Here is a 26,329-nt window from a genome sequence, read left to right as displayed (position 1 = left end):
ATAGAGCAATGGTTGAAGAACTCAAAACCGAGCAACGTAGCCTTATCCAGCAATTGGTGCAGCTTCCGGTGTTGGTGGCTGCGCTGGGCTACTTAGTAGATATGTATGACCTATTTTTATTCAGCGTCGTGCGGGTACCCAGTCTGAAAGCGTTAGGCACGGCCCCTGACCGGCTCCTACCCGACGGTATCATGCTCTTAAACATGCAGATGGCCGGGATGCTGGTCGGAGGTATCTTTTGGGGAGTATTGGGCGACAAACGAGGGCGGCTGTCGGTGCTGTTTGGCTCTATCCTGATATACTCGCTGGCGAACATCGGCAACGGCCTGATAACCTCCCTGAATCAATACGCTATCCTTCGGTTTGTGGCGGGTGTCGGGCTGGCCGGAGAGTTAGGCGCGGGCGTAACGCTGGTCACTGAAGTACTGCCGAAAAAAATTCGGGGCTATGGCACCACGATCGTGGCCACGATGGGCGTGCTGGGCGCGATCATGGCGTACTTCGTCGCTGACCTGTTCGAATGGCGTAACGCCTATTTCATCGGCGGTGGCTTAGGGTTGCTACTGCTCATTCTTCGGGTGAATGTGTTTGAATCCCGCATCTTTCAGGTTGTAAAAGAGCGGCAAGTTAAGCGGGGCGACCTGTTGATGTTATTCACCGATAAAACCCGATTTCTCAAGTACCTGCAATGCATTCTGGTAGGGCTACCCATCTGGTTTGTGGTCGGTATCCTCATTACGTTCTCGCCGGAATTTGGTCAGGCCATGAACCTATCGGCCCCGGTCGTGGCTGGTAAGGCGGTCATGCTCTCGTTCACCGGGCAGGTGTTCGGCGATGTAGCCAGCGGCCTGCTCAGTCAGCGTCTGGGAAGCCGCAAAAAGGCAATCGGGGGCTTTATCCTGCTGTCGTTCGTGTTTGTGCTGGTGTATTTATTGGCCCCACTGCGCGATATTGATACGTTTTATCTGGTCTGCATTTTCCTGGGCTTCGCCAATGGCTACTGGGCCTTGTTCGTGACCATTGCCGCCGAGTTGTTCGGCACAAATCTCCGGGCCACGGTTGCCACCACGGTGCCCAACTTCGTGCGGGGAGCCGTCATTCCTTTAACGTCCCTTTTTGTGTTAGGTAAGGGGCACATCGGCGTTTTGTACAGTGCCCTGGGGGTAGGGTTATTAACAGTAGCTTTAGCCTTGATAGCCCTAAGTTTTATGGAAGAGACATTCAGTAAAGACCTCAACTACGTGGAGACTGATGACAAATAGGAATCAACTGGATCATTTCAATACAGAGGTACGGCTACACAGAAGATGTTAATGTTTTTTGTACGCCGTGCCTCTGTGTCCCCCATCTCCGCCTTTCACGCCGTCGTTGTTTACTGAGCGACCTTTTCGCCGGGGTTAGTCAAAACTCATTTTACCAACCCGGTACGTGAACGTCACCTTTACGTTGGAATTATAGAGGTGATTGACGTTCACCTGATGAGCAAAGGCGAGTTTAACTTGGTAGTCATCGTTACGCCGTTACCCAGGAAGTTTTCACCTGCCAGGCCAATGCGTCCCCGTTTGTTGGCCAGCCTTTCCGGGAAGCCAGCCTATCGCACTAGACCCCGTAGCCCCTATTGAAGTAACCCACAACTACCTATTTCTGAAAGTAGAGTACCAGTTAGTTCGAGTGACCTACAATGATATTTTATACATCGAAGGGTTAAAAGACTACGTAAAAGTGTAACGTCAGAGCGATCCAGCAAAGCCTCTACTGTCCTTAACGAGCCTGAAATTCTTGGAAGAACGTCTACCGGTTGCCTAATTTAATTTACACGCGTGCATCGATCGTGTCGTTCATTGTCGCTTTGGATCAGATCAACGCTGTTACCCGCCATTCAGTACAGATCAGCTCGGCCACTATTCGGGTCAGCGATCAATGCAAAGAGGTATTCGGGCAGTTCATCAATCGTTGGTTGTGAACTAACAAACCGCCCTATCAAATTGAAATTAGCCTAATAACTAGCTAAGTGGAGCAAGTTTATTGATCGGTTCGGAAGGGGGAAGCCGGTAGTCCTTCCTTATTGTACAGGTTCGGGTTGACGGGATTATCGGCCCAGGCATACCGGACGTATTTGGGATTGGACACTTCGTCACTTGACACGACTACTTTCCCATTTTCTATTTTTGCCTTTGCCCAGACGAATTTCTTGTCAGCACCCGCAATGGCAAACTCGCCCAGGTCTTCCCCGTCGCTGCTGATCAATCCACTGCCAACATTCGTAAAGCTGATCACAATTTTGTTGCCCTCAACGGTGGCCGATTGATACAGCGGACCCGACGAAATCAGGTTCTCTTTGTAAGCCGTTTTCAACGCAGCCAATGCCAGTCGTTCGCCCACATCTTTTTTGTTATCGGGGTGAATATCATTCCATTCACCCAGGTCAATCGCTACGGCCATCGCCGTGTTGGGCACCAACAGCGCCTTGAGTTGCGCTTCCCTCAGCACGGCCCAATTACTTTCTGAGGGTTGGTAGTTGTAGTCCATAAAGCCGGGAAGCTGGACGTACAGAAAGGGCAACGGTCCCTGTTTCCATTGATTTCTCCAATCCTGAATCAACGCTACCTGTAGTTTTTTATACTCCTGGGGCTTCCCGGCATTGCTTTCGCCCTGATACCAGCAGAAGCCTTTGATTGCATAATTGATTTCGGGAGCGACCATCGCATTGTACAACGCCGTTGGCTGATTCTGGGCATTGATGCCCCCGGCTGGACTGCCCCCGGCTGGATTGCCCCCGGCTGCAAAAGGCCGATAAGCCGTTCCCACTTTGTACTGCCAAGTTCCTTTCAGATCGACGGTATCGGCACCGACGAAAATACAGTATGGCTTGTCGGGTACGAAGCCGCCTTTGCCAGCGTTGTTAGTCACCCGTACAACAAACACATTCTTACCTGCTTTCAATACATCAGCAGCGATGTTGTACCGACGCTGGGGATACATATAGGTGGTTTTTCCGACCTGCTTGCCGTTGATATACAGTTCATCAGCATCGACAATTCGGCCCAGAAAAACCCTGGCAGTCTTACCCGTCATCGAAGCGGGAATGTCGATTTCTTTCCGGTACCATACCACACCATTCAGGTCTTTAATGCCCTGATCTTCCCAATAACCCGGCACGTTGATTGGGTGCCAGCCTTTGGGAATGTACGAAATGTGATACCATTTGGTAGCCTCCGCCATCCCCAAATCGACGGGCGGGGCCGGTCGGCTGGCCGTAGAGGGTAGTCTCCGTGTTAGGCTATTGACATACGTGGTGTCTTTGTTTTTATCAATGGTAGCCTGTAGGGCCGAAAAATCGTTTAGTCCTTCTTCGCTCGTCCAGGCTTCAATGGGTGTCCCACCCACGCTGGCGTTGATAATGCCAATTGGTACTTTGTATGTTGAATGAAGCTTTTTGGCAAAGAAATAAGCCACCGCCGAGAAAGGCCGGACGTCTTCGCCAACAGCCGCTCTCCATTGACCATTCGGGAGGTCGCTTTGTGGGCCTTGCACACTGGTCAGGGTCGGTATCCAGAACTGTCGGATTTGCGGATAGTTGGCCTCTGCAATTTCTTTGGCGTACGTTACGTCGTGAATATTTAGCTGGTGAACCATGTTACTTTGTCCGCTGCAAAACCAGACATCGCCAATCAAAATATCCTTTACAGTAAGCTGAGTATGGCCCACAATGTCCATGCTGTAAGGGCCACCCGCTGGCATGGGAGGCAACGTAAGCAGCCATTTGCCGTTGCTCCCCGTTATGGTTTTATAGGTCTTTCGATTGAAGCGTACCGTGATTTTCTCGCCTGCGTTGGCCCACCCCCAAATCTTGAGCGCAGCGTCCCGTTGCAGCACCATCCCATCGCTGATTAATTTGGGCAAACGAAGCTGAGCTTGTACTCCCGTACTTATTATCAGCAGCAGGCTGAGAACATACGCACCAACGGTGGGGATGAATCTGCACTGCATTTGGTTAGTTCGTTGCATTTTTGTTCAATGTTGCTTCTGGTCCGAGATAGCTTTTTTCCTGACCGCCAAAATCCACTACTAGCTTTTGCAGAACAACGCCCGGATTTACCATGCACAATATCCGTCTGGCTCATCAGGTGATTCCACTTGCCGTGTTCCGATCCTAATGGCCCATTTGGGCAGGAACATCACTGCACTCAACCCATCCTTAAAACTTCACTACGCTTTCATACGCCTTCTTGGGCTGGCCGTTCTGATCAAACAGCAAGGGATAATCTTTACGACCGGGAACGGGGAAGTTATCCAGCCAGGAATATTTGTCGGTCAGGTTCCAGAACGTAACGCCCGTGATCTTGTCGCGGTGCTTTCGAAACACCTCAAACAGCATTTTGTAATGGGCTGCCTGTTTGTCGTTCATCTCTGGTGTAAACTCGCTTTTGTCGGTATCGCGACGAGCCCGGCGTTCATGTTCTTTTGGGTAGACAGATACGTCAACCTCCGTAAACTGGATCTTCAGGCCCAGGCTGGCAAACTTGTTAATAGACTCCTCGAGCTCCTGCGCGGTAGGCTCGTAGATGGACCAGTGCGCCTGCAAACCCACACCGTTGATGGGTACGCCTTTGTCTTTCAGCTTCTTTAACAATTGATAGATTTTGTTCCGCTTAGAGGCTGTTTCGGTATTGTAATCATTGTAAAATAACTGCGCATTGGGGTCGGCTTCGTGGGCGTACTGAAACGCTTTCTCGATATAATCCTCCCCGATAATTTCGTAAAATTTCGATTTGCGGTAGAGGCTTGTCCCCGTATCAGGCACCGCTTCGTTCACGACGTCCCAGGCGTAGATTCTGCCTTTATAATGACCCATTACGTCGGTAATATGCCGCTTTAGGCGGGTCAGCAATACCTCCCGACTCACCGTCTTTCCCGTTGAATCCGTGAAGAACCAGCGGGGTGTCTGATTATGCCAGCAAAGCGTGTGGCCCCGTAGTCTGATATTATTTTGTTTGGCAAAGTCGGCGATGGCGTCGGCATCTTTCCAGTTGTATTGGTTTTCTTCTGGATGAATTGGCCCCATCTTCATGGCATTCTCGGGCGTCATACTGTTGAATTGAGCTTTAATCAATTCGGCATCCGGGCCGGGCTGCACCATACGCGGGTTGACGGCCACGCCAATCGGGAAATAGTTTTTGTAATAATCTTTCAGCCCTTTTTCAGGAGCCACGAAGGCGACCGATAACGCAATCAGGGCGCAGGAAGCTAATTTACGCATGATGAAAAAGTTTAGGGGCTTATTTATACGCGTCAATCGTCTTAATCGTGCCGTCGGGGTTATAGGTCAACTCGGTTACTTTCACATTACGCAGGTGCGTCTTGTCCGAGAGCTGAACATCGTGATAGAATAAGTAACACTTATTACCAACCTGCACAATGGAGTGGTGATTGGTCCAGCCTAGGACGGGCTTCAGCACTACGCCTTTGTACGTAAATGGCCCATAAGGGTTATCGCCGATGGCGTAGCACAGGTTATGCGTGTCACCCGTCGAATATGAGAAGTAGTACTTGCCGTTGTATTTATGCAGCCAGGCCGCTTCAAAAAACCGCTTGTCGCTGTCTTTTTCCAGAAAGGGTTTTCCGTTCTCATCCAGGATTTGCACTTCCCGAACCGGCTCGGCAAACGATTTCATGTCGGCACTTAAACGAGCGATGCGGGGCAGGTAAGCCACCTCATTCTTTTGTTTCAACGCGCCTTTTGGGTCATATTTATTGCCACTCCAGCGCTGTAGCTGCCCACCCCAAATCCCTCCAAAGTAGAGATACGCCTTGCCATCGGCATCCTGAAACACGGTGGGGTCGATGCTGTAGCTTCCCTTAATCGGTTCCGGTTCGGCTTTAAACGGTCCCGTTGGGCTTTTACTGGTTGCCACACCGATGCGGAAAATATCCTCCTTGTCTTTGACCGGGAAGTAGAGGTAATACGTACCGTTTTTGACCGTGGCATCGGGCGCCCATAACTGACGACCAGCCCAGGGAATGTCTTTGATGTCGAGCGCCACGCCGTTGTCTTTGACGGGACCGCCAATCTTATCCATTGACAGCACGTGGTAGTCGCGCATGGCAAAATGCCCGCCTTCGTCATCCTCTTTGACATCCTTAGCGTCAATGTCGTGTGAGGGGTAGATATAAATTTTGCCATTAAACACATGGGCCGAGGGGTCAGCCGTGTAGATGTGCGACACGAGCGGCTTATCCTTCGGTGTTTTACCGCCGTTGGTTTGTGCGAGGGCGGTTAGTGAACTTCCGATCAGGGCAGCCAAGGCAAGGGGCTTGTATATGCGTTTCATAATTTATTAATTCATTTAAGGTTAAAAGAAAATAATCCAAAGCACCAGCAGCATAACCAGCAGAATGATAGACGCTACCATGTTCTGTCGACGGCGGATCGGGTTTTCAATTTTATACTCTTCATCCAGCTTGACTTGGCCAGCAAACCGGAATGTAAGGCCGTCCAGCTTGTCCTGAGCGGGTGCGGGCGTCGCCAGACTAACCACGATGAGCAGCAGGATGGAGATGACGAACAGGACAATAGCGAAGTGCATGAAGTTCATCTCGATCATGGTCTTTAAAAATGGGTTGGAGAACGGCGAGTTCTTATGAATCACTTCCAGAATAAACCGTAACATGCCGAGGGCTAAGCCTGTCCAAAGGACCACCTTAGAGCCAATGGCATTGGCCCGTGGCCACAGCAGACCGACCAGAAACATACAGGCAATAGGCGGGCTGATGTAGCTCTGCACTGATTGCAGATAGACATATAACTGATCAGACAACACCGTGACCAGCGGCACCCACAACAAACTCACCGCCACCAGAACTATCGTGGACGTTCGACCGAAATTGACCAGTTGCTTCTCGGATGCCTGCGGCCGGAATTTCTGATACACATCAATGGTCATCAGCGTCGACGCTGAGTTAAAGCAAGCTGCCAGCGACGCCATCAGAGCGGCCAGTAATGAAGCGACCACCAGACCGCGAAAACCACTCGGCAGCAGTTCCTTGACCATCACCGGGTACACATCATTTGGGCTGAGTTCCTGACCGGGCAACAAGAGTCCTTTCTGATGGAGGGCGTATGCAATTAGACCAGGTAGTACCAGAATAAAGACCGGTAAAATTTTCAGAAACCCCGCCATAACCGTGCCCGACTTCGCATGGTCGATATTCTTGGCCGCCAGTACGCGCTGGACAATACTTTGGTCGGTACACCAGTACCAGATGCCGACAATGTAAGGGCCTAGAATCACACCTGTCCAGGGAAACTCCGGATCCGACATTGGGCGGAACATATCCATATGACCGGCGGGTACGTTTGCCACCAGTTCATTCCATCCCCCTACTTTGTCGAGGCCAATCCAGGTCAGGGCAATAGCTCCCGCCAGCAGAATAAAGGTTTGAATCAGTTCGGTATAGATGACGGCGGCCATTCCTCCGGCAATCGTGTACACGCCGGTTACAACTACGAGCAGGATGGAAGACGTGTAAATATCCCACCCCATCACCTGCTTGAGCAGAATACCAGCGGCAAAAAGATGAACCGAAATCTTGGTTAAGATGTAAGCGATAATAGAGACGGAACTGAGATACCAGCGGCTGGCCGAGCTATAGCGCCGTTCCAAAAACTCCGGCATGGTGAACACCCCCGATTTGAGGTAGAAGGGCACGAACACCCAGCCCAGAATGAGCAGACAGATTGAAGCGGACCATTCGAAGTTACCCGTGGCTAGTCCCGACATGTACCCCGTACCCGACAGCCCGATAAAGTGTTCCGTCGAAATATTGGAAGCAAACAGCGAGGCCCCAACGGCAAACCAACCGACGTGCCGACCCGCCAGAAAGTATTCGGTACTGCTACGCTCCTGCCGGGAGAAATAGTAACCGATAGCAAAGACAATCAAAAAATAGGCGCCGATAATGCTGTAGTCAAGCAGGCTAAAATCTAAACTCATGGCTGTTGTGGAATGATGGGTAAGGAATATTCATCTTGAACTTAGTTCACCCTTTACTTTTTTAAGGCAATGACCTTCTCAAAAGCCGGCTTGGGCTGGTTCTTCCGATCAAACAGCAAGGGGTAGCTCGTTCGGCCCCGGATTGGCCAGTTGTTCAGCCAGCTATCGGCATCGTTCACACCCCAGAACGTGACGCGGGTAACTTTGTCCTTATGCTTTAAGAAGAGCTTGAACAGGGCTTCGTAGTCAGCGGCCAGTTGCTGCTGAACGCTGTCGGGCAGGCCAGCGGTGTAGGGGTTTGACTGCTCGTTGGCGGTCATTCGTTGCCCTACATCGGCTCCCTGAAAATTGCGCGGCAGCACTTCAATATCCAGTTCGGTAAACATAACCTTTACGCCCAGTGCTGCGTATTGAAGAATACTTTCTTCGATGTCGTTCAACGGCACTTTGCCCACGTGCCAGTGGCCTTGAATACCTACCCCATCAATACGTACCCCGGCGGCCTTGATCTTTTTCACCAGTTCAATACAGCCTGCCCGCTTTTTAGGTTGTTCGTTGTTATAGTCGTTGTAATACAGCTCCGTTTTGGGGGCGGCCTGTTGCGCCAGCCGGAACGCTTCCGTGACGAAATCATCGCCCAGGTATTGCAGGAATACCGATTTACGCATCGTCCCATCCTCATTGAGTGCTTCATTGACAACATCCCACGAAAGCACCTTGCCGTCGTATCGTCCGGCTACCGTTTTTATGTGATCGTTGAAGAACGTTCGAATCGAATCGGCACTCTTGATTCCCCGGATAAACGGCGGCAATTGACTGTGCCAGATGAGCGTATGTCCGTTGATTTTGATGTTGTGCTTTTTTCCGAACTCAACCAGCTTATCCGCCATCTCAAAGTTGTACGTGTCCCACTTTGGATGAATCAGCGCCGACTTCATGATGTTTTCAGGCGTGGCCATGTTGAACTGACGAACAATAAAGGCCGTCATCTGCGGGTCGCGTTCCTCGATTTGTGCGGTATTCAGCGCCGTTCCGATGCCGAAATCCTTTTTGAAGGTATCTTTTAACGAGGGAATATTTTGCGCCGACGCACGATCCGGCAGTAGCGACAGATTTGCCAGTAAGAGTGCAGTCGTGCTGATGGCAAAGGTGTATTTTTTCAGATACATAAAATGTATTGTTTTTGAGTTGAGTTAGTTCGTGATGTACCGCTGATTAATTCCCCCTGATAGGACAGGCGTTTTTTGTCATTCCGAGGAACGAGGAATCTTATATAGCCGGAGGTATTCATCACCTTACCCGAAGATTCCCGCACCGGCGGACCGGTCGGAATGACAAAAAACTCAAACAGCCTCTCTTTCATTTACTTAAACAGCACCTGGGCATACTGGAACAAATCATGCCGCCAGACCGGCCAGGTATGCCCACCAGCATATTCACTATAGCTGTATTTGACTCCCATCTCGTCGAATTTCTTCATCATGACCTGGCAGTTCTGGTAAGCGATGTCCTCCTTCCCCCCCATCGAAATCCACAGCGGTTTCAGGTTGCCGTTGATAGCATCCGCATTGGTTTTCATGAACGCATACTGCGGGTCGGTCAGAGCAGGGTTGTTGGCGAACCAGCCCGAGCTGAACACGCCCAGCGACGAGAACATGTTGTTATTTTTAATGCCCGCATACAACGTCTGCAACCCACCCATCGACAGGCCCGCCAATGCCCGATTTTTTGCGTCGGTTGCGACCCGGAAGTTGCTTTCCACGAAGGGTATAGCGCCCAGCTTCAATTCGTGTTCAAAGGCCCGCAACACGTTTTCATTGAAACCCGCCAGTCCGCCCTGCATATTCATGTTGCCATCGAGCATGGCAATAATCATGGGTTTGGCTTTGCCTTCAGCAATCAGGTTATCCAGGATCATATCCGTTTTACCCTGCGTACTCCAGCCGCGCTGGTCTTCACCCCCGCCGTGCAGCAGGTACAGCACCGGGTATTTCTCCGTCGATTTGTCGTAACCGGGTGGCGTGTAGACGTACATCTCACGCCAGGTATTCGAGGCTTTTGAAAGGTAACGTTTGATGCGGATGTCGCCGTGGGGTACGTCTTTCATAGCATAGAAAGCCCCGTCTTTGTCCGGAATCTCAATGCCGCTGGCCATCCGCCCCATGCCATAGAACGTCTCACTGGCCGGGTCCGCTACGGGCAGGCCGTCGATCAGCAGCGAGTAATAATGGAATCCCCGGCTGATGGAATCGGTCGTGACGGTCCAGAAGCCCGCCGTATCTTTCTCCATGTCGTATTTTTTGCCCAGGTCAATCTGCACCTTTTGGGCTTGCGGGGCTTTCACCCGAAACACGATGCGGTTGTCGGGTAGAATCTGTGGGTATTTCGCGTTGCGGGCATTGGTTGCCGCTGGCGTACCCAGGACGGTGTATTTGGTCAGCGACGCAGTGTCAACAGGCTTAAATAGAAACTGCGAGAACATGTACAGCCCGTTCTTCCAAACCTTGAAATCGTGGCCGCCCGGCTCCACGTAATAAATGTGCGGCACGTCGTTCTGGTAGAGATAATCGTGCGTGCGCTTGCTGAATGGGATTAGTCCATCAGCATCACCGCACGAGATCCACAGAAGTTTCAGTTTCTTTTTCGCGTCTTCGGGGTTTGGCACCAGTTCTTCGGGGCGTTTGGTGTTCGGTGCCGACGAGAAACCGCCCACCCAGGCGAATTTATCCAGATTGCCTAACCCAAAATTCAGCGATTGCCCACCCCCCATCGATAGTCCGGCAACAGCCCGGTGTTCGCGGTCGGTCAGGGTAGAATACTTTTTCTCAACAAACGGAATTAAATCGTTAAGCAAATCTTTTTCGAACGTAGCAAACGCTTCAACCTTGTCTTTGTCGAAGACGTTGCCTATGGCGCGGTCGTCTTTCATCGCCCGGCCGTTGGGCATCACCACGATCATGGGCTCCAGCTTCTTGTCGGCATACAGGTTGTCCAGAATAACCTGCGGACTCCCGCCTTTCAGCCACTCTTTTTCGTCACCCCCGATGCCGTGTAAGAGATAAAGCACCGGATACTTTTTCTTTTTGGAATAACCCGGTGGGGTGTAGACTAACGCTTTACGTTTGGTGCCTACCGTTTTTGAGTCATACTGCACCGAATCAAGTTTGCCCATAGCAATGCCGCTACGAACCTGATCAAAGCCCTTGGGCGCTTCTTTGTCGATGGGCTGTGAAAAGGTCGTTGCTCCCACCATCGTAGCAGCGGCAAGGGCCATATACGCCCCTTTAAAAAATGAATTAGCCTTCATGGTTCATAGGTTTTTAAAGTCTTTTGTCATCCCGAGGAACGAGGGATCTTCAGTGGCCGGAGGTTTACTAGCCTCACCCGAAGATCCCTCGTTCCTCGGGATGACAAAAGTGCATGACAGAAAATGCGCCCTTATTTAAACAGCAAAGGGGCAAGCTCATGCAGGCTCCGACGCCAGGTCAGGAATTCGTGAGCTGTGTTTTCAGATACATACGAAACGGCATTGTAGCCAGCGGCTTTCAGGTCAGTGGCAGACTTCTTCACGCCATCGGGCCGTTCTTTGCTGCCGCAGCTAATAAAAACAAGCTTCGGTTTTGCTTTGCCGTTGAGGTCTTCAGGCGCGTAGACTCCCCCGCTAAGCAGACCGTAATACCCAAACACATCAGGCTTATTGAGGGTGATCATTTTGGTTTCCATGCCGCCCATCGACAGGCCCGCCATTGCCCGATTGTCTCGGTTGGTCAGTGTGCGGAAATTAGCATCCACATACGGAATCAATTCATCGACGAGTACCGTTTGGAAGGGGTCAATCTTGAACTCTCGAATCTTGCCAAATTTCACTTCATTGGTCATGCCGTAGGTCATTACAATGAGGAAGGGCTTGGTTTTGCCTTCAGCGATCAGGTTGTCCAGAATCAGGTTAGCATGTCCCTGATTGCTCCAGGCCGTTTCGTCTTCGCCCCAGCCGTGTTGCAGGTACAGCACTGGGTATTTTTTCGACTTCTCTTTCTCGTAGCCCGGTGGGGTGTACACAAACGCCCGACGCGGTGTGCCGGTACTCTTTGACGGGAAAAGTATCTGCTGGACGTTGCCATGGGGTACGTCTTTCAGGGCGTAAAAGTCCTGATCGTGAGCCGGAATCTCAATGCCACTCTCCCACCGGACAGAGCCGTAGTAATTCTTAGCGCCGGGGTCGTTAAACTTACCGCCATCAATTGTTACGTTGTAATAATGGAAGCCTTCGTCCATCGGTCCTGCTGTCGTGCCGGTCCAGAAGCCGTCTTCCCCTTTCGTGAGGATGGTTCCTCCTCGTCCACCCAGGCCCAGGCTCACCCGAACACTATCAGCAAGGGGCGCTTTAATACGGAATCGGGCGTAACCCTGTGAATTGACCTGCGGATATTCCTGCCCCGGCTGATTCAGGGTGGAGGGCTTAAAGTCTTCTACTATGGCAGGTTGACTAGCCTGTGCCAAACAGGCTGCACTGGTGAGAGCGACGGCGAACAAGGCCGCTATTGTGTTGCGAATCATGTTGGTAAGGGTTTAAATTGCAAATGGATTTATAACCTTTTTTGTCATGCCGACGCAGGAGGAATCCTCTCGTACAACTATTCAGCTACAGAAGATTTCTCCTGAGTCGGCATGACAAAAAATCTCTACTTAAATATTTCCTGTAAAGTGGTGGCCAGGTATTGCTTGCAGTTCATCCAGGTATGGCCGCCGGGAACGATGTAGCTTTTCACCGGAAGCTTTTTGTCCTGGAAGAAGGCAATGTTCTGTTTCACCGGCTCGAACAGAAAGTCTTCCGTACCGACGCTGATGGTAAACAGCTTCAACTGTTTATTCATCTGGTCAGCATTGGGCGACCAATCGGTGAAGTTCTTCCTGAACTCGTCGGTCGCCGTGTAGGGCGCGTACGAACACACGTAAGCAAAGGTAGAGGGATTGGTCAGCCCGATATTGAGCGTTTGCCCACCTCCGACCGAAAAGCCAGCCACGGCGCGTCCTTTGCTTTCTTTGATGACCGGGTAGTTAGCTTCAATGAACGGCACGATATCGTTTACCATGTCTTTGGTGAAATCAGGCATAGGGGCTGGACGCACATTGCCGTAGGGCATCACAATCAGCATCGGTTTGGCTTTGCCCTGCGCGATAAGGTTATCGGCAATCAGATTGGCGCGGCCGACCTTCGTCCACGTTTCTTCGGTGTCGGAGCCGCCGTGAATCAGGTATAGCACCGGGTATTTGGTTTTACCGTTGGGGTTAAAGCCGGGCGGAGTGTATACCAGCAACTGTCGGGTTGTTCCCAACGTACCTGATTTGTAATAGCGGTAGCTGATTTTGCCATGCGGTACGTTCTGGAGCGAATGCACCAGCGGCTGATCGCCAGGGACGTCGACGATGCTGCGTTTGAAGCGTTCGTTCGCGAAGATATATGTATTGTTCGGGTCGGCTAGCTGGACGCTATCGACGGTAAAGCTGTACGGGTAGATGTCGGGTTTGACAGGTGGTACCGTCACACTCCAGATACCCGACGTGTCTTTGGTCATGGCAACGGGCGCTTTAAGAAATTCACCGCTCACGATAACCCGGTTCGCTTTCTTTGAAAAATACCGGAACGTAATGCTGTGGTCAGCATGCACTTCGGGCGAGCTGATGGCGGGTGGCCGCTGCTGCGCACGAGCCGATAACGACGCTACGGTCAGGATGGTTAGGAAATATACAATGCGGTTCATGGAAAAAGGCGTTTATTGTTGGAACAGCAGTGGCGTAGTGGCGGCAACGTACGTTTTTACATTCATCCAGGTGTGCCCCCCGTCAGTAACCAGGCTTTTAAACTGTACGTTTTTGGCCTTGAGGTAGTCCATAAACTCCACCGTACCCTTGTACAGAAAATCGTCGCTACCTACGCTCACCCACAGCAGTTTAAGCTGCTTATTGGTCTGTTGAGGATTACTGACAATGGACGGATAGCTGCGGTTCATCTCGTCCGGCGACAGGTATGAACTATAGGCACACACCCACGCAAACTTGTCCATGTTGCTAAACGCCGTTCGAAGGGTTTGCCCGCCCCCTCGCGAGAAGCCACCGATGGCCCGGTTCTCCCGGCCGGGAATAGCCCGGTAATTTTTCTCGACATACGGAATGACGTTACTGACCAAATCGGTCGTGAAATCGTTGGCCCGTTTTACCGCGTCGGCCCCATCGCGAACAGTTGGATCAGCGGGTTTAGCTCCTCCTTTTTGCTCAGCTACCCGTGCAGCCATGTTGCCATACGGCATCACGATGATCATAGGCTTGGCTTTCCCTTCGGCGATCAGATTATCCAGTATCAGGTTTGTCTTGCCAACCTTGAAAAAGGTTTCTTCGGTATCGGTCGTGCCGCTGATGAGGTAATAGACAGGGTACTTTTTTGACGGCGACTGATCATAACCCGGTGGCGTATACACCACCAGCGAACCCGTTGTTCCTTCTATTGATGGGTAATACTCGTAGTTGATCGAGCCGTGGGGCACATCGCGCAAGGCGTGAATCAGGGGCGTATCACCGGGCACGTCGACCAGGCTGGCTTTGAAGCGTTCGTTAGGAAAGAACGCTACGTTGGCAGGGTCCATCACGGTAACGCCGTCGGCCTGGAAGCTGTATGGGTAAATATCAGGCTTGACCGGCCCCACCGTTACGCTCCAGATGCCCTGCGCATCTTTGGTCATGGCCACTGGCGCTTTTTCAAACTGCGCACTCAGCTTCACCTCATTGGCCTGGGGAGCCAGATACCGAAACGTAACAGACTTATCGGCGTTCACCTGTGGAGATACCACCAGCGGGCCACGGGGCGGCTGAGCCAGCACCAAATTGCTCAAGCCAACTAGTAGCCAGGCAAGCCAGAATCGGACGGTTAAAGGGTTAGTCATTGTCATCGTTGTTTAGGAATAATAAAGTCAGTAGAGTAAGGACGCCTTATTTCTTGAGCCAGTTATTTTGTTTCATCCAGGCAAACAAAGGGTCCATCCAACCGGGGTGACGGAAGATGAACCCGTGATCACCTTTGGGGTAGATGTGCATTTCTACGGGCACTTTTAGATGTCTTAATTTTTCGAAATAGACGATGCTGTTGTCTACATCGACCAGTTTATCGTCAGCCGCATGGGTCAGGTAGGTGGGTGGCGTGTTGGCACGCACCTGTAGCTCGTTGGAAAAAAGCTCGATGTCATTCAGCGACGGATTCTTGCCGAGCAGATTATCATGAGATCCACCATGCGTCAGGCTATCCTGCATGCTGATGACCGGATATATAAGAATTTGAAAATCGGGCCGCAGGCTGGTATTTTCTGGGTTATCGATATACGATTTTTCGAAGTGCGTAGCGGCTGTGGATGCCAAATGCCCACCCGCCGAAAAGCCCATGATGCCGACTTTATTTTTATCGACACCCCACTTGTCGGCATTCTCGCGAACCAGTTTAAAGGCTTGCTGGGCGTCCTGCAGTGGTCCGATTTTCTTGTCAGGCATAATGGCATCGCTGGGCAAACGATACTTAAGCACGAAAGCCGCCACACCCTGTTCGGCCAGGGCTTTAGCGGTACTGATGCCTTCGCCCTGGTACACGACTACGCCGTAGCCACCACCGGGAATGATAACAACAGCTGCCCCGGATGCCTTGTCGGGCGCAGGTTTGAAATACTGCAGCGTGGGTTTGGTGATTCCCTTCAGGACACCCGATTCCGCCCCCGACTCCTGTACGTCTGATGCTTTTGAATTTGGCACCGCAGCTGGGTACAATGGCATGATTTCCTGCGCGATTGCGGCCAACGGAGAAGTTAGTAGCCAGCCAACCAACGCGGTCATGGCCGTTACTTTTCTGCCCATGTTTCGCTTCCAGGCGGTCTGTGTTCGTAAATTAAAGCGTTTCATGGTATTGAGTTAGGAGTACTGGGTTAAAGGTCAGTGTAATTCAGCGTTTTTGTCATGCTGACGAAGGAAGCATCTTCGGTAGGCTACTTTAAGATGCTTCCTTCGTCAGCATGACAAAAACTTAGTTAGAAATGCTACGACGTCAATTAGCCTGAGTAAGTAGTAAGGATTTACCAGCATTCTATCCGCCGGTAAACGTCTTCCCGCTCACGGCATTCCTAATTCGTCATGGTTGGTTTATACCCCAGCAACGCCAGCATCTGAGCGGCATAGCGTTTCCCCAGTTCCCGATATCCAGCGGCATTGAAGTGCAGGTTGTCGGCCGAGTCGGTACAGCCAGCCGACGAAATCACGTGCGCATTTTTGATCGTTTGCGGAAGGGTGGCAATGATCTTGTTCATGCTGGCACAAATGCCACCCTGGTCAGCATTCACGGTTTCGCCAGCCAGCAAAGGCACTTTTTTGGGTTTCAGATTCAGGTCGTTCATCAGATTGTCGTAAACTACCTTGACCTTTTTCGTCCAAAGCGTGTCGTTGGTATTCGACTCACCCTGATGCAGCAGAATACCCTTTATGACCCCATCTTTCTGCGCCAGTTTCGCCATCTCGACCAGTCGGGCGTATGGATTTCCGCCGTATTCGTTGATGAAATTTTTCATCCAGCCTGGCACATTGGCGGTGTAGATCTCATAATGGTCTTTGTCGAACAGCTCGATTTTACAACCACCTACGGCTACATTAATGACGCCTACTCTTACCTTTTCGGGTAGATTGGCGACCAACTCGCGGCCAAAGTAATCGGCGGGAGTAAGACCCGTACGACACCGGCACAGCGGTATACCATTGGCCCATTTTTCGATTCAGATTCGGGCAATCAACGGCTTCCATCACTTGAAACCGGCTAGTGACATTGACCGTATCCTGAGGCTCTATCTTAGCGTTTCCCTCCATGTTAGATTGCCCAAAACACAGGAAGATGTAAAAATTTTTGTCCTGGGCCGAAGCGCTCAGACCCCAAAACAGCAAGCTAAGTAGAAGGGTACCGGTAGAGAATCGCTTTTTCATGAGTAGGTAAAATCTAGGTTATCGAAAAGCTTGAGCGGGACGTCAATTGGTTACTGCATGCGAAATCGTGTCGGCAATCCGGAAGTAATCGAAATCAGCAAATCCACCCGTTTCTGGTCGGACCGCCGAAGCGGTGGCGTAGTTGAACAGGCCAAAGCGGTAGCCCATAAAATGCGGGATGGTATACGGCATTTTCAACGGTTCGCCAATGGGGAGCCATGATTTACCATCGAGGCTGTAAAAGAAGTGAGCGATGTCTTTGCGGTCGCGGAAATCACATTCCGCTTTCAGATAGACCGTTTTCTGGTTCAGTGGCACCCGCTGAACCTCAACCGGCTTCCCAGTAGCCGCGCTGACCATCACAATTGAGCGGGTACCGTTCTCCATTTTTACGCCCACCAGGCCGTAGTTCTTTTGCAGCAGGCTCAACCCCGCAAAATCACCGTCCTTCAGGTTCGATGCATCGAGCAACGTAGCGCCTGTACTTTCAGGACCAATGGTTCGCTGGGTCAGCGTGTTTCTGGCCATGACAAACGAGGTGTCGGTACGGCCGGTTTTCAGCCGCAGGTAACCTTTTCGCTCGCTCACCGACCAGAGGCTGTTATCGGGGTTGTGGTTCCACTGCCAGACCAGCGGCAAAGCAGGCCCCCCTTTTTTGCGGGTAAACTCATCCGAAGCGACGATACCCGGAATCAGACCTTTGTTGGCGGGAAGGTCGAGGGTTTCGGGTACTTTACCATTAACACCCAGCACGGGCCAGCCATCTTCCCACTTCACCGGCACCAGATACGGAATCCGACCAACTCCACCAAAATCGCGGAACAGGTAGGCGAACCATCGACCGTCGGGCGTATCAATCAGCCCCCCCTGCGCGACGCCCAAATCCTGTAGCGCCACCCGGCCTTCCCAGGGACCGGTTAGCTTGTCGGCTCGATGAATGATCACCGTGCGCATACCTCCTTTCGGCCAGGTAATGTTGAACAGGTAATACTTACCGTTCACTTTAAACAGTTGCGATCCTTCGGCGGGTAGTCCTCCACCGGTACCCGATGGCGTGCTGGCGTTCTCAATCAGGACCTGCTCAGTGGTGCCGGGTTTCACACCTGCGGCATCGGCGGTCAGTTCCACAAGTCGGAGCTTACCCGCACCGTAGATTAGATAAACCCGGCCATCGTCATCAAAAAATAAGCTATGGTCATGGTACGAAGGCTTGAAAGACACCTCTTTCCAGGGGCCTTTCTCAATATTCTTCGTCGTATAGATATACGTCTTTCCGGTCGTCTGGGCGAAGGTGGTTACGTAGTAGGTGCCGTTGTGGAAACGTAGGCTACTGGCCCACGAACCGCGCCCGTACGTGCTTTTGCCGTTGTTTAGATTTAGGGCATCGACATTAGCCAGCGTATCGTAGGCGTAACCAACCAACTGCCAGTTCACCAGATCTTTCGACTTCATAATTGGTAACCCCGGACTCATGTGCATAGTGGTGCTGCTCATGTAGTAGGTGTCGCCAACCCGAATCATAGCCATGTCGGGAACGTCCGCAAAAATGACGGGATTTCGAGCCATTTGGGCGGTTGCCAGGATTTGCGTCAGCAACAATACAATCGCCAAGCCAGATAGAGAAAGCGACATTTTACGTAATAATTTAATTATAAGCATTTTACGAAGGCTTTTTCTCGCTGTACATTTTGTCATCCCGACGTAGGGGGGATCTTCGGATGCTTGTAAATAATGTTCTATATCGAAGATCCCTCCTACGTCGGGATGACAAAAACACGGGATAACATACTGTTGAGCGGGTATACGAAAGCACTAGGTTTTTCCAATTATTATAGCGGCCCAATCAGTTCGATGAACGTCCCGTCGGGGTCCTGAACCAGAACAAAGTGAGCTTTATCGTTCAAGGGCGTTGGCGTGCTGCCTAGAAACGGTACCTTCATCTGCTTGAGTCGGTCAATGATGGGTTGTAGGGCTTTCACCTGAATGGTGATGTACTGCATCCCGGTATCGTCCTGAATGAACTTAGGCTTCGGATGCAACGCTTTATTGCCAAAGCTCATTAGCTTCCAGTCGGTGGCCTCGGGGCTGTTTTCCAGCTTCAGTATCGTTACAGCGGCAGATGCCCCGTTTGCCAGGCCAGAGCGTTTTGAGAATTCTTCATTAATGGTGAAGCTGCCCGTTTTGACCATGCCAATGCCGTTGACGTAGAAATCCAGCGAGCGTTCAAGGTCAGCAACCACGACTCCTATGCCAATTACTTTACTGTTAAAGTTAGATTGGGCATATCCGTTCATTGACAAACCAAGACCAATCAATAAAACACTTAACCTCACATGCATGAGTTTAACACAATTCAATTTAGTCTTCATCTTCAGCGCTTTAATCAACATGGTTTTAATTTTTTAGAAGTCTGATTTGATGGAACCGAGGTGTCGGCTTACCATCTTTTGCCATAAGTTTCAACGTAATCACCTCGCTGGCATCACCTTTCAAAACGACGATATTGTCTTCTATTGAAACTATCTCGGCGGGTTGCTCATTGAGCAGGACATGCACATTATCAGCCGTGATCGCATCCAAAGCCCTAATTTGTATGTGTTTACCTGCTCGATTTTTGTTCTGTAATTGATACGACACAAACGAACGGGTACGTCTCCAGAAGCGCTCGTCATCATACCCCGAATCACTCTTTTCGCCTTTGTATGCGTGATCGACTTCCGGCTGTTGTTCCCCACAATTTACCTTATCGACGGTCATGGCTTCAAGCGCAAGGGTCTCGGCTTCCTGCTGCTTCAATCGGGCTTGTTGCTCAGTAAAAGCTGCTTTGGTGAACGTCTGGAAGTACATCTGATAGCGGGCGTCGTGAACCTCATAGAACGGTTGCAACGTCAGCGAGTCCAGACTGAATCGCAGCTTATCAACAGGTTTAAGTTGAGACAGGTACGTTGCCGGGTCGCCCACGAGCGCATAGGCATTAGTGAGCGGGTATAGTTTACCTTTTGTTTCGTGCCCCATCCGGCTATCGTCGGCGAAAAGTCCCACCAGGTCGTCTGCAGAGGTTTTAGCGGCTAAGACGATAGGGCCATGCACAAAAGCAGCCCAGTTAGATCCATCCGGTAAGTACTCCAGGCGTGTCGACGTCTTAAAACGAACGGTTACCTTATCGCCTTTCTGCCATTTTCGGTTTATGGCTACATATTGAGCAGGTTTGGCGTCAATTTTTTGCGCCTTGCCATTAATTAGAATCTCTAGATTTTCGGCCCATTTCGGATAACGAATATTGACCGAGAAAACCTGGGGCTTCGCCAGTTGCAACGCCAGCTCCGATTCATTTTTATAAGGAAATGCTGTGTTTTGAATAAGCTTGATGCCCTTTTCTTGCCAGTTCACTGTAGACGGGATGAACAGATTGACAAACAGATCGTTTACCGAATGACTGTAAATTACTTCGCCGTACTTGGTATGGTTTTCCAGGCCCGACCCTACGCAACACCACATGCTGGTTTCGGGTTGCGAATACACCCGGTAGTGATTCGGCCGAATGGGCGTAAAATAGACAAACCCGCCTTTTTCGGGGTGTTGACTCGACAGGATGTGGTTGTACAGCGTTCGCTCGTAGAAATCGAGATAGCTCACCTCGTTCTTATCCAAAAACAGGGCTTTGCTCAGGCGCAGCATATTAAATGAATTACAGGTTTCGGGGCCCTGATTCGACTGAATCACCTGATGAAAATCCGTTGTCGGGTTAAAATGCTCCCGAACACTATTCCCACCAAAGGCGACGCTACGGGTCTGAGAAACGTTTTGCCAGAAATACTGAGCGGCATCCGACCAGTCGGCCTTATCCGTAAGCATGGCTATCTTTTCATAACCAATCACTTTTGGAATTTGCGTGTTAGCATGAAGCCCCGTTAGTTTATCCTGTTGTTCCAGCAGCGGATACAGCAGCGAACGATGAGATAGTTTCTGCGCCGTTTCGAGGTATTTTTTATTCTTGGTCAGGATGTACAGATCGGCAAAGGTTTCGTTAATCCCCCCGTGTTCGGTGCGTAATACCTGCTGAATCTGATCGTCGGAAAGAGGTTTAATTAGGTCGATAAACCAGTCTCCCAAGCCAACAAATACAGTTTTCGCTTGCTTGTTTCCGGCGTATTCGTAGGCATCCCGTAATCCCGCGAAAAGCTTGTGGATGTTGTAAAGCGGCACCCAGGTATTATTTAAGCCGAAACTACTACCGTCGATATCACCTTTAAGGATTCGCTCCCAGAATACTTTCCCCTGCGGAATTCCACCAACATAACCATTCCCGTTTTTAGCCTGACAACGGGCCAGTTCAGCCACCATGTAATCCAGCCGCTTTTTGAGTTCAGCTTCGCCGGTGGACGCATACATCATCGCCAACGCCGAGAGGTAATGCCCACCAATATGGCCATCCAGCCCCGAGCTTTCCCAATTGCCGTAGCGTTGCGCTTTCAGGGGCAAACCAGCATCGATCAAGTACGGAGCCAAGAGTCTATCCGGATCAAGGGCCAGGATATACTTCAGGTCAACGTCCTGCGCATTTTTAAACGGCCCACTTGTCAGCCTTACTTCCTGCAAGGCGAACGGCTGCATCTGCGCCAGGGTTGAAAAGCTGAGCAGACAGGCGAACGTGATATATGAAAGGGTCGTTTTCAAGGCAAATTGCTGTTTTTTTGTCATCCCGACGACAGGAGGGATCTCCGGGTGAGAGGGAAAACCGCCGACTAGCTGAGATCCCTCCTGTCGTCGGGATGGCAAAATCATTTCTTATACATCGGGTCGTCACCTTTGTATTTCAGGTACTTGAACGAAGCTGAATTCTCGGACTTCTCGCCTGATGAAGTAGCATACAGGCCATACACGCAGCCAATGAAGCTATTGGCCACTTTTGTGCTCAAAAACTTGCCGTCGATCTGGTCTTTTAGCAAGTTCCAGTTTTTTCCATCGGTCGAGTAATAGAAGCTGTACAAAGCACCTTCTGACTGTATTTTGAAATTCACCCTGGCAGCAGATGAATTTAAAGGGACTTCGGTCACCAATTCCAGGGTTTTGTCTTTGCTCTTGAACAACTGAATTACGTCTTTGCCATCCTTTTTTGATTTGGCTGCGAAGTAAAAATGGCGTTCGTCCTGAAAAATCACCAAACCCGCCTTTTCATTGTCCGTTTTTGGCGAAAAGATCACTTCGGTTTCGGCGGTACTCGTTAAATGTTGTTGACGCTTACCCACAAACGAAGGATTTCCGGCTTCTGAAATTGTTTCCGGTTTAAGGGTAAGCGTAAGCCCGTTTGATTTTGATGTTTTAAACGAACTGCTATCCACCGTTCTCAAAAAAAGCATCGAAAGGTCAAGCTCTTTGTCGAAGGTCATCGTATACGCGAAGTTGCCGTTTTGGGGCAAAGCCCCTTTCTGTTTTACTTCTTTGATATTGGTTTTGTATTGGTATTCAATGGCTTTTTCGCCGTGTTCGATCATCGGCCAATCGTTTACCCACGTCAGCGGAGCAATGAACATTTCGCGGCCAGTATTATAAAAATCGCCTTCGTAGGGACGTACCGCCAGAAAAATCGAATACCAGTTGCCATCGGGCCCCTCGATAAATTGAGCGTGTCCCGCCGATGTGATCGGGTTGGGTCGGTCAGCCGGTAAGCCTCGTTGCGTCAGCACCGGATTTCCTTCAAACGGTACATAAGGGCCCCAAACATCCCGGCTACGAAGTGCCACCTGCGAGTGATTGACGGAGGTTCCGCCTTCGGCCGCATACAGGATGTACCAACCGTTACGCTTCAAAATATGGGGCCCTTCAATCCAAACAGGTTTTTTAGACAGATCTACACCACCGTTCACCAGTTGCTTTTCTTCGCCCAGCACGGTCAAATTCTTATAATCGAACTCGTACATCCGGATGGTGCGGTGCCCCGGATACAGCGGTTTGCGGTCAGGTGCATCGCTGTTGTAAATGATGTAGGCTTTGTCGGTCTCTTCATCGAAATAAATGGAGGGGTCAATTCCTTTTACCTGCGGAATTTTCACCGGATTGCTGTAAGGCCCCGCCGGATTTTTGGCCGTCACGACAAAATTTCCATCATGGTCAATGTCCGTACACGTCACGTAGTACGTCCCCTTGTAATAAGTGATGGCCGGGGCAAACAGCCCGCGTGTCATCCGCTCGCCCATGAACTCCATTTGCGAAGGACGGTTGATTACATTACCGATTTGCTTCCAATTTTTGAGGTCACGGCTGTGCATGATCGGCAAACCCGGGAAATACGAAAAAGTAGAATGCACGGAATAATAATCAGCCCCCACCCGCACGATGCTTGGATCGGGATAAAAGCCGGTCAGAATGGGATTAACTAAAGTGGTCGTTTGGGCAGAAAGTAGATGGCTTATCGAAAAGCCCAATGCGATTAACACAACGCTGAAAATGTTCCTGATCATGTCTGTAGTAAGGGTAATATCCGTCGTTAGCTAGTAGCCAATTTTATTTTTATTGAGCGATAAGTGTGTATAATTTGCCAGCTTGCGTCGGCAGGTCGTACAGTAGCGTTTCTTTCAGTGATGAGACCGTTACGTTGGCTTTCGGCGAGACAATGGCTGACGGCGTTTCTTCGACAGCGTAAAAAGAGTTCGTGTTCGGGCCTGATGCCTTGGTCAAGGTTTTACCATTTATGCTCATCGCATTCGGCACCCGCAGTCGCAGGTTACCGCCCAGGTTCGACTTGACGGCTACTTTGGTCAGCTTACCGTCTTTCCATTCCATGCTGACAACTTCAAAGCCACCCCGTGCCCGAAGTCCGCTGATGCTGCCGACCGGCCAGACATCGGGCAGGGCAGGCAGTAGATGAAGACTCCCATCACTGCTTTGCATGAGCATTTCAGTAATTCCCGATGTACAGCCGAAATTTCCGTCGATCTGGAACGGCGGGTGCGCGTCGAACAAGTTGTTATACGTTCCGCCCCCATCTTTGTTGACACCTAAGGGAGTAAGCTGGTTCTGAATCAGCGTATAAGCGTGGTTGCCATCCTGAAGTTTGGCCCACCAGTTCACTTTCCAGCCCATGCTCCAGCCCGTCGATACGTCGCCCCGTTGAAGCAGACTGGTGTGGGCGGCATTAAACAAGTCAGGGGTGCGGTACGCCGAAATTTGATTGGACGGAAACAACCCGTACAGGTGCGAAATGTGTCGATGTTTATCGTTGGGATCATCTACATCGTCGAGCCATTCCTGCAACTGACCGTACTGTCCGATGTGCATGGGCGGGAGTTGGCGACGTTTCTGCTTCAGCACAGCCACGAAATCAGCATCTTTTTTCAGAATCTCGGCAGCGCGTATTGCTGTACTGAACACGTCGAACACAATCTGATTATCCATCGTTGTTCCAGCATCCAGCGAAGAGCCCCCGTGTGCCTTTGGCGCGTTTTCGGGCGATGTACCAGGGTTTACCACCAGCCAGTGATTGGTGGGATGTTCGACCAGGAAATCAGCGTAAAACTGGGCGGCTCCTTTCAAAATCGGATAGACCGACGCCAGATACGCCTTATCGCCACCATAGAGATAATGCTCCCAAAGATGTTGACTGGTCCACCCACCTCCTGCCGTCCACATACCCCAGAAAGCTCCATCCACTGGCCCGTTGATCCGCCAGATATCGGTATTGTGATGAGCCATCCAGCCACCAGCTCCGTACATAACTCTGGCGGTCTCCTGGCCCGTTTCCGACAGTTCTTTGACCATTCTCAGAAACGGCTCGTGCAGTTCGGCCAGATTCGTTTTTTCGGCAGGCCAGTAGTTCATCTGGGCATTGATGTTAATCGTGTACTTGCTATCCCAGGGCGGGCGCATTTTATTGTTCCAAATCCCCTGCAGGTTGGCGGGTTGTCCCAGTACGCCGTCGCGGCTGGGCTGCGACGAAGAAATCAGCAAATAGCGGCCGTATTGGTAGTAGAGTGTAACCAGCTGTGGGTCATTGGCTGACCGAAAGTTACTCAGTCGTTCATCAGTAGGTAGTCGGGCGGCTTCTACCGAACGCGGCCCAGTAACACCCAAGTCAAACCGGACGCGGTTGAAGTATTTCTGATAGGCAGCAACGTGCGTATTCAACATAGCCGCAAACGATTTGGGATAGGCTTTATTCAGGTAAGCCGCCACCCGTGCGTTCTCGTCTCCGCTGATGTCTTTATAGTTGTTGAAGTTAGTAGCAATAGCGATGTAAATGGTGGCCGCATTAGCCCTGTTTACGATAAGCGATGTGTCACTGGCAGCAAGCGTACCCCCTTCTGTTTTGATCCGGGCAACGCTTTTGAACTTCACCATGCCTTTCACCCCTTCGTGGTCCGATGTAATGCCGGAAAGCGTAAGCTCGTTGGCAGGTGTCGTCTTAGTATCTGACGTCTTGTGCTGGGTGGAAAAAGAAGCAGAAAACGATAGTTTCCCCGGTTTGCTGGCGGTTAATTGTATCGCAATGACGTTATCAGGAAACGAGGCCAGTATTTCCCGCGTGTAGGTTACGTCGCCGACCGTGTACGAGGTTTTAGTTACGGCTCGTTCAATATCCAGATCACGATAATAGTTGGTATAGGTGTCGTGCCCGTCGAAGGTGAGGTTCAGGTTACCGACGGGTTGAAACATCTGCCCGTGCGACTTCTTGGTGATGATCGCTTTGTTGGCCAGTTGTTCGGCTTCTTTCTGCTTTCCGTCGAAGATCAATTTTCGGACTTCGGGCAGAGCGGCTAACGCATCCGGATTATCATTTCGGTTCGGGCCACCGCTCCAAACGGTATGCTCATTAAGCTGGATCGTTTCCTTAGGTACATTTCCATACACCATCGCTCCCAGTCGACCATTACCAATGGGCAGCGCATTCTCCCAGGTTTGACCGGAAGGTTTGTTGTACCAAAGCGTTAAAGCTGATTTTTCCTGCGAAAAGCCAGCCAACGATTGGACTAGAAAGAAAAGGCAAACGAATAACCTCATAATCGAATTGGCGTATACTCAGGAACCGCACTTTACAGCTTAGCAGTAAGTGGATTATACATTCATCCACTTACTGCTAAGCTGTTTAGAATTTAGAAAAAGTGGTAAGAGCTAGGCGATTTTTGTCATCCCAACGTAGGACTGGGCCGCCGGAGCGGGGATCTTCGGTAGCCGGAAGTTTTTCACCCCCACCCTAAGATCCCCGCTCCGGCCTTTAGGTTTGTGGGGTGAGATTATTCCAAGAATGGAGTAGCTTGCCAGCAAGTAAAACGGACTGGCACATCCTATCGCTCGGCTGGGCTGCAGACCCATGGGCCGATTCAGAGGCCAGTCCG

Annotated in this window: 18 protein-coding genes and 1 pseudogene; 1 reads left to right on the top strand and 18 read right to left on the bottom strand. The window is 50.8% G+C overall.

What is annotated here, in order from left to right:
* The first annotated feature begins 8 nt into the window (after window positions 1-8).
* A complete protein-coding gene (locus tag ACFSUS_RS07950; RefSeq protein WP_381521342.1) occupies window positions 9-1,262 on the top strand; it encodes an MFS transporter in 1,254 nt (417 codons plus the stop codon).
* A 760-nt stretch (window positions 1,263-2,022) separates the two neighbouring features.
* On the opposite strand, the gene ACFSUS_RS07945 is transcribed toward ACFSUS_RS07950, so the two are convergent.
* The 18 genes and pseudogenes from ACFSUS_RS07945 to ACFSUS_RS07860 all read right to left on the bottom strand — a co-directional run.
* Window positions 2,023-3,990: a sialate O-acetylesterase gene (locus tag ACFSUS_RS07945; protein WP_381521340.1), complete on the bottom strand. Its 1,968-nt coding sequence runs from the start codon at window positions 3,988-3,990 to the stop codon at window positions 2,023-2,025.
* Between the two features lie 4 nt (window positions 3,991-3,994).
* Complete coding sequence (locus ACFSUS_RS07940) at window positions 3,995-4,102, bottom strand: hypothetical protein (protein WP_381521338.1); 108 nt, start codon at window positions 4,100-4,102, stop codon at window positions 3,995-3,997.
* 96 nt (window positions 4,103-4,198) lie between these two features.
* Window positions 4,199-5,260: an endo-1,4-beta-xylanase gene (locus ACFSUS_RS07935; RefSeq protein WP_381521336.1), complete on the bottom strand. Its 1,062-nt coding sequence runs from the start codon at window positions 5,258-5,260 to the stop codon at window positions 4,199-4,201.
* Window positions 5,261-5,279: 19 nt separating this feature from the next.
* Complete coding sequence (locus tag ACFSUS_RS07930) at window positions 5,280-6,332, bottom strand: glycoside hydrolase family 43 protein (RefSeq protein ID WP_381521334.1); 1,053 nt, start codon at window positions 6,330-6,332, stop codon at window positions 5,280-5,282.
* 21 nt (window positions 6,333-6,353) lie between these two features.
* Window positions 6,354-7,994, bottom strand: coding sequence for a sodium:solute symporter (locus ACFSUS_RS07925; RefSeq protein ID WP_381521333.1), 1,641 nt, complete (start codon window positions 7,992-7,994; stop codon window positions 6,354-6,356).
* Between the two features lie 53 nt (window positions 7,995-8,047).
* Complete coding sequence (locus ACFSUS_RS07920; protein WP_381521331.1) at window positions 8,048-9,163, bottom strand: endo-1,4-beta-xylanase; 1,116 nt, start codon at window positions 9,161-9,163, stop codon at window positions 8,048-8,050.
* Between the two features lie 194 nt (window positions 9,164-9,357).
* Entirely contained in the window at window positions 9,358-11,268 is a 1,911-nt protein-coding gene (locus ACFSUS_RS07915) for an alpha/beta hydrolase-fold protein (protein WP_381521905.1), read from the bottom strand.
* 164 nt (window positions 11,269-11,432) lie between these two features.
* Entirely contained in the window at window positions 11,433-12,551 is a 1,119-nt protein-coding gene (locus ACFSUS_RS07910; RefSeq protein ID WP_381521329.1) for an alpha/beta hydrolase-fold protein, read from the bottom strand.
* Window positions 12,552-12,676: 125 nt separating this feature from the next.
* Complete coding sequence (locus ACFSUS_RS07905) at window positions 12,677-13,756, bottom strand: alpha/beta hydrolase (RefSeq protein ID WP_381521327.1); 1,080 nt, start codon at window positions 13,754-13,756, stop codon at window positions 12,677-12,679.
* Between the two features lie 12 nt (window positions 13,757-13,768).
* Window positions 13,769-14,932, bottom strand: coding sequence for an alpha/beta hydrolase-fold protein (locus ACFSUS_RS07900; protein ID WP_381521326.1), 1,164 nt, complete (start codon window positions 14,930-14,932; stop codon window positions 13,769-13,771).
* Between the two features lie 46 nt (window positions 14,933-14,978).
* On the bottom strand, window positions 14,979-15,932 hold the full coding sequence (locus ACFSUS_RS07895) for an alpha/beta hydrolase (RefSeq protein WP_381521324.1): 954 nt from the start codon (window positions 15,930-15,932) through the stop codon (window positions 14,979-14,981).
* A 218-nt stretch (window positions 15,933-16,150) separates the two neighbouring features.
* Window positions 16,151-16,997, bottom strand: a pseudogene (locus ACFSUS_RS07890) (sialate O-acetylesterase).
* Between the two features lie 42 nt (window positions 16,998-17,039).
* Window positions 17,040-18,629, bottom strand: coding sequence for a glycoside hydrolase family 43 protein (locus tag ACFSUS_RS07885; protein WP_381521322.1), 1,590 nt, complete (start codon window positions 18,627-18,629; stop codon window positions 17,040-17,042).
* A gap of 197 nt (window positions 18,630-18,826) precedes the next feature.
* Window positions 18,827-19,336 (bottom strand): VOC family protein, encoded by a 510-nt coding sequence (locus tag ACFSUS_RS07880; protein WP_381521320.1) that lies wholly within the window; start codon window positions 19,334-19,336, stop codon window positions 18,827-18,829.
* A gap of 55 nt (window positions 19,337-19,391) precedes the next feature.
* The gene (locus ACFSUS_RS07875; RefSeq protein WP_381521319.1) at window positions 19,392-21,674 is read right to left on the bottom strand and encodes a glycoside hydrolase family 127 protein; all 2,283 of its coding nucleotides are present in this window, start codon (window positions 21,672-21,674) and stop codon (window positions 19,392-19,394) included.
* A gap of 104 nt (window positions 21,675-21,778) precedes the next feature.
* Window positions 21,779-23,458, bottom strand: a complete 1,680-nt coding sequence (locus ACFSUS_RS07870) for a glycoside hydrolase family 43 protein (RefSeq protein WP_381521317.1) — start codon at window positions 23,456-23,458, stop codon at window positions 21,779-21,781.
* A 49-nt stretch (window positions 23,459-23,507) separates the two neighbouring features.
* Complete coding sequence (locus tag ACFSUS_RS07865) at window positions 23,508-25,994, bottom strand: glycoside hydrolase family 95 protein (RefSeq protein WP_381521315.1); 2,487 nt, start codon at window positions 25,992-25,994, stop codon at window positions 23,508-23,510.
* 111 nt (window positions 25,995-26,105) lie between these two features.
* The coding region (locus tag ACFSUS_RS07860; RefSeq protein WP_381521313.1) for a hypothetical protein at window positions 26,106-26,329 on the bottom strand (224 nt) is incomplete at its 5' end.

This window comes from Spirosoma soli (assembly GCF_042684525.1).
GTDB classification, from domain to species: domain Bacteria; phylum Bacteroidota; class Bacteroidia; order Cytophagales; family Spirosomataceae; genus Spirosoma; species Spirosoma soli.
The sequence above is the reverse complement of the archived record's forward strand: the minus strand, read 5'-3'. Positions and strand labels throughout refer to the sequence as shown.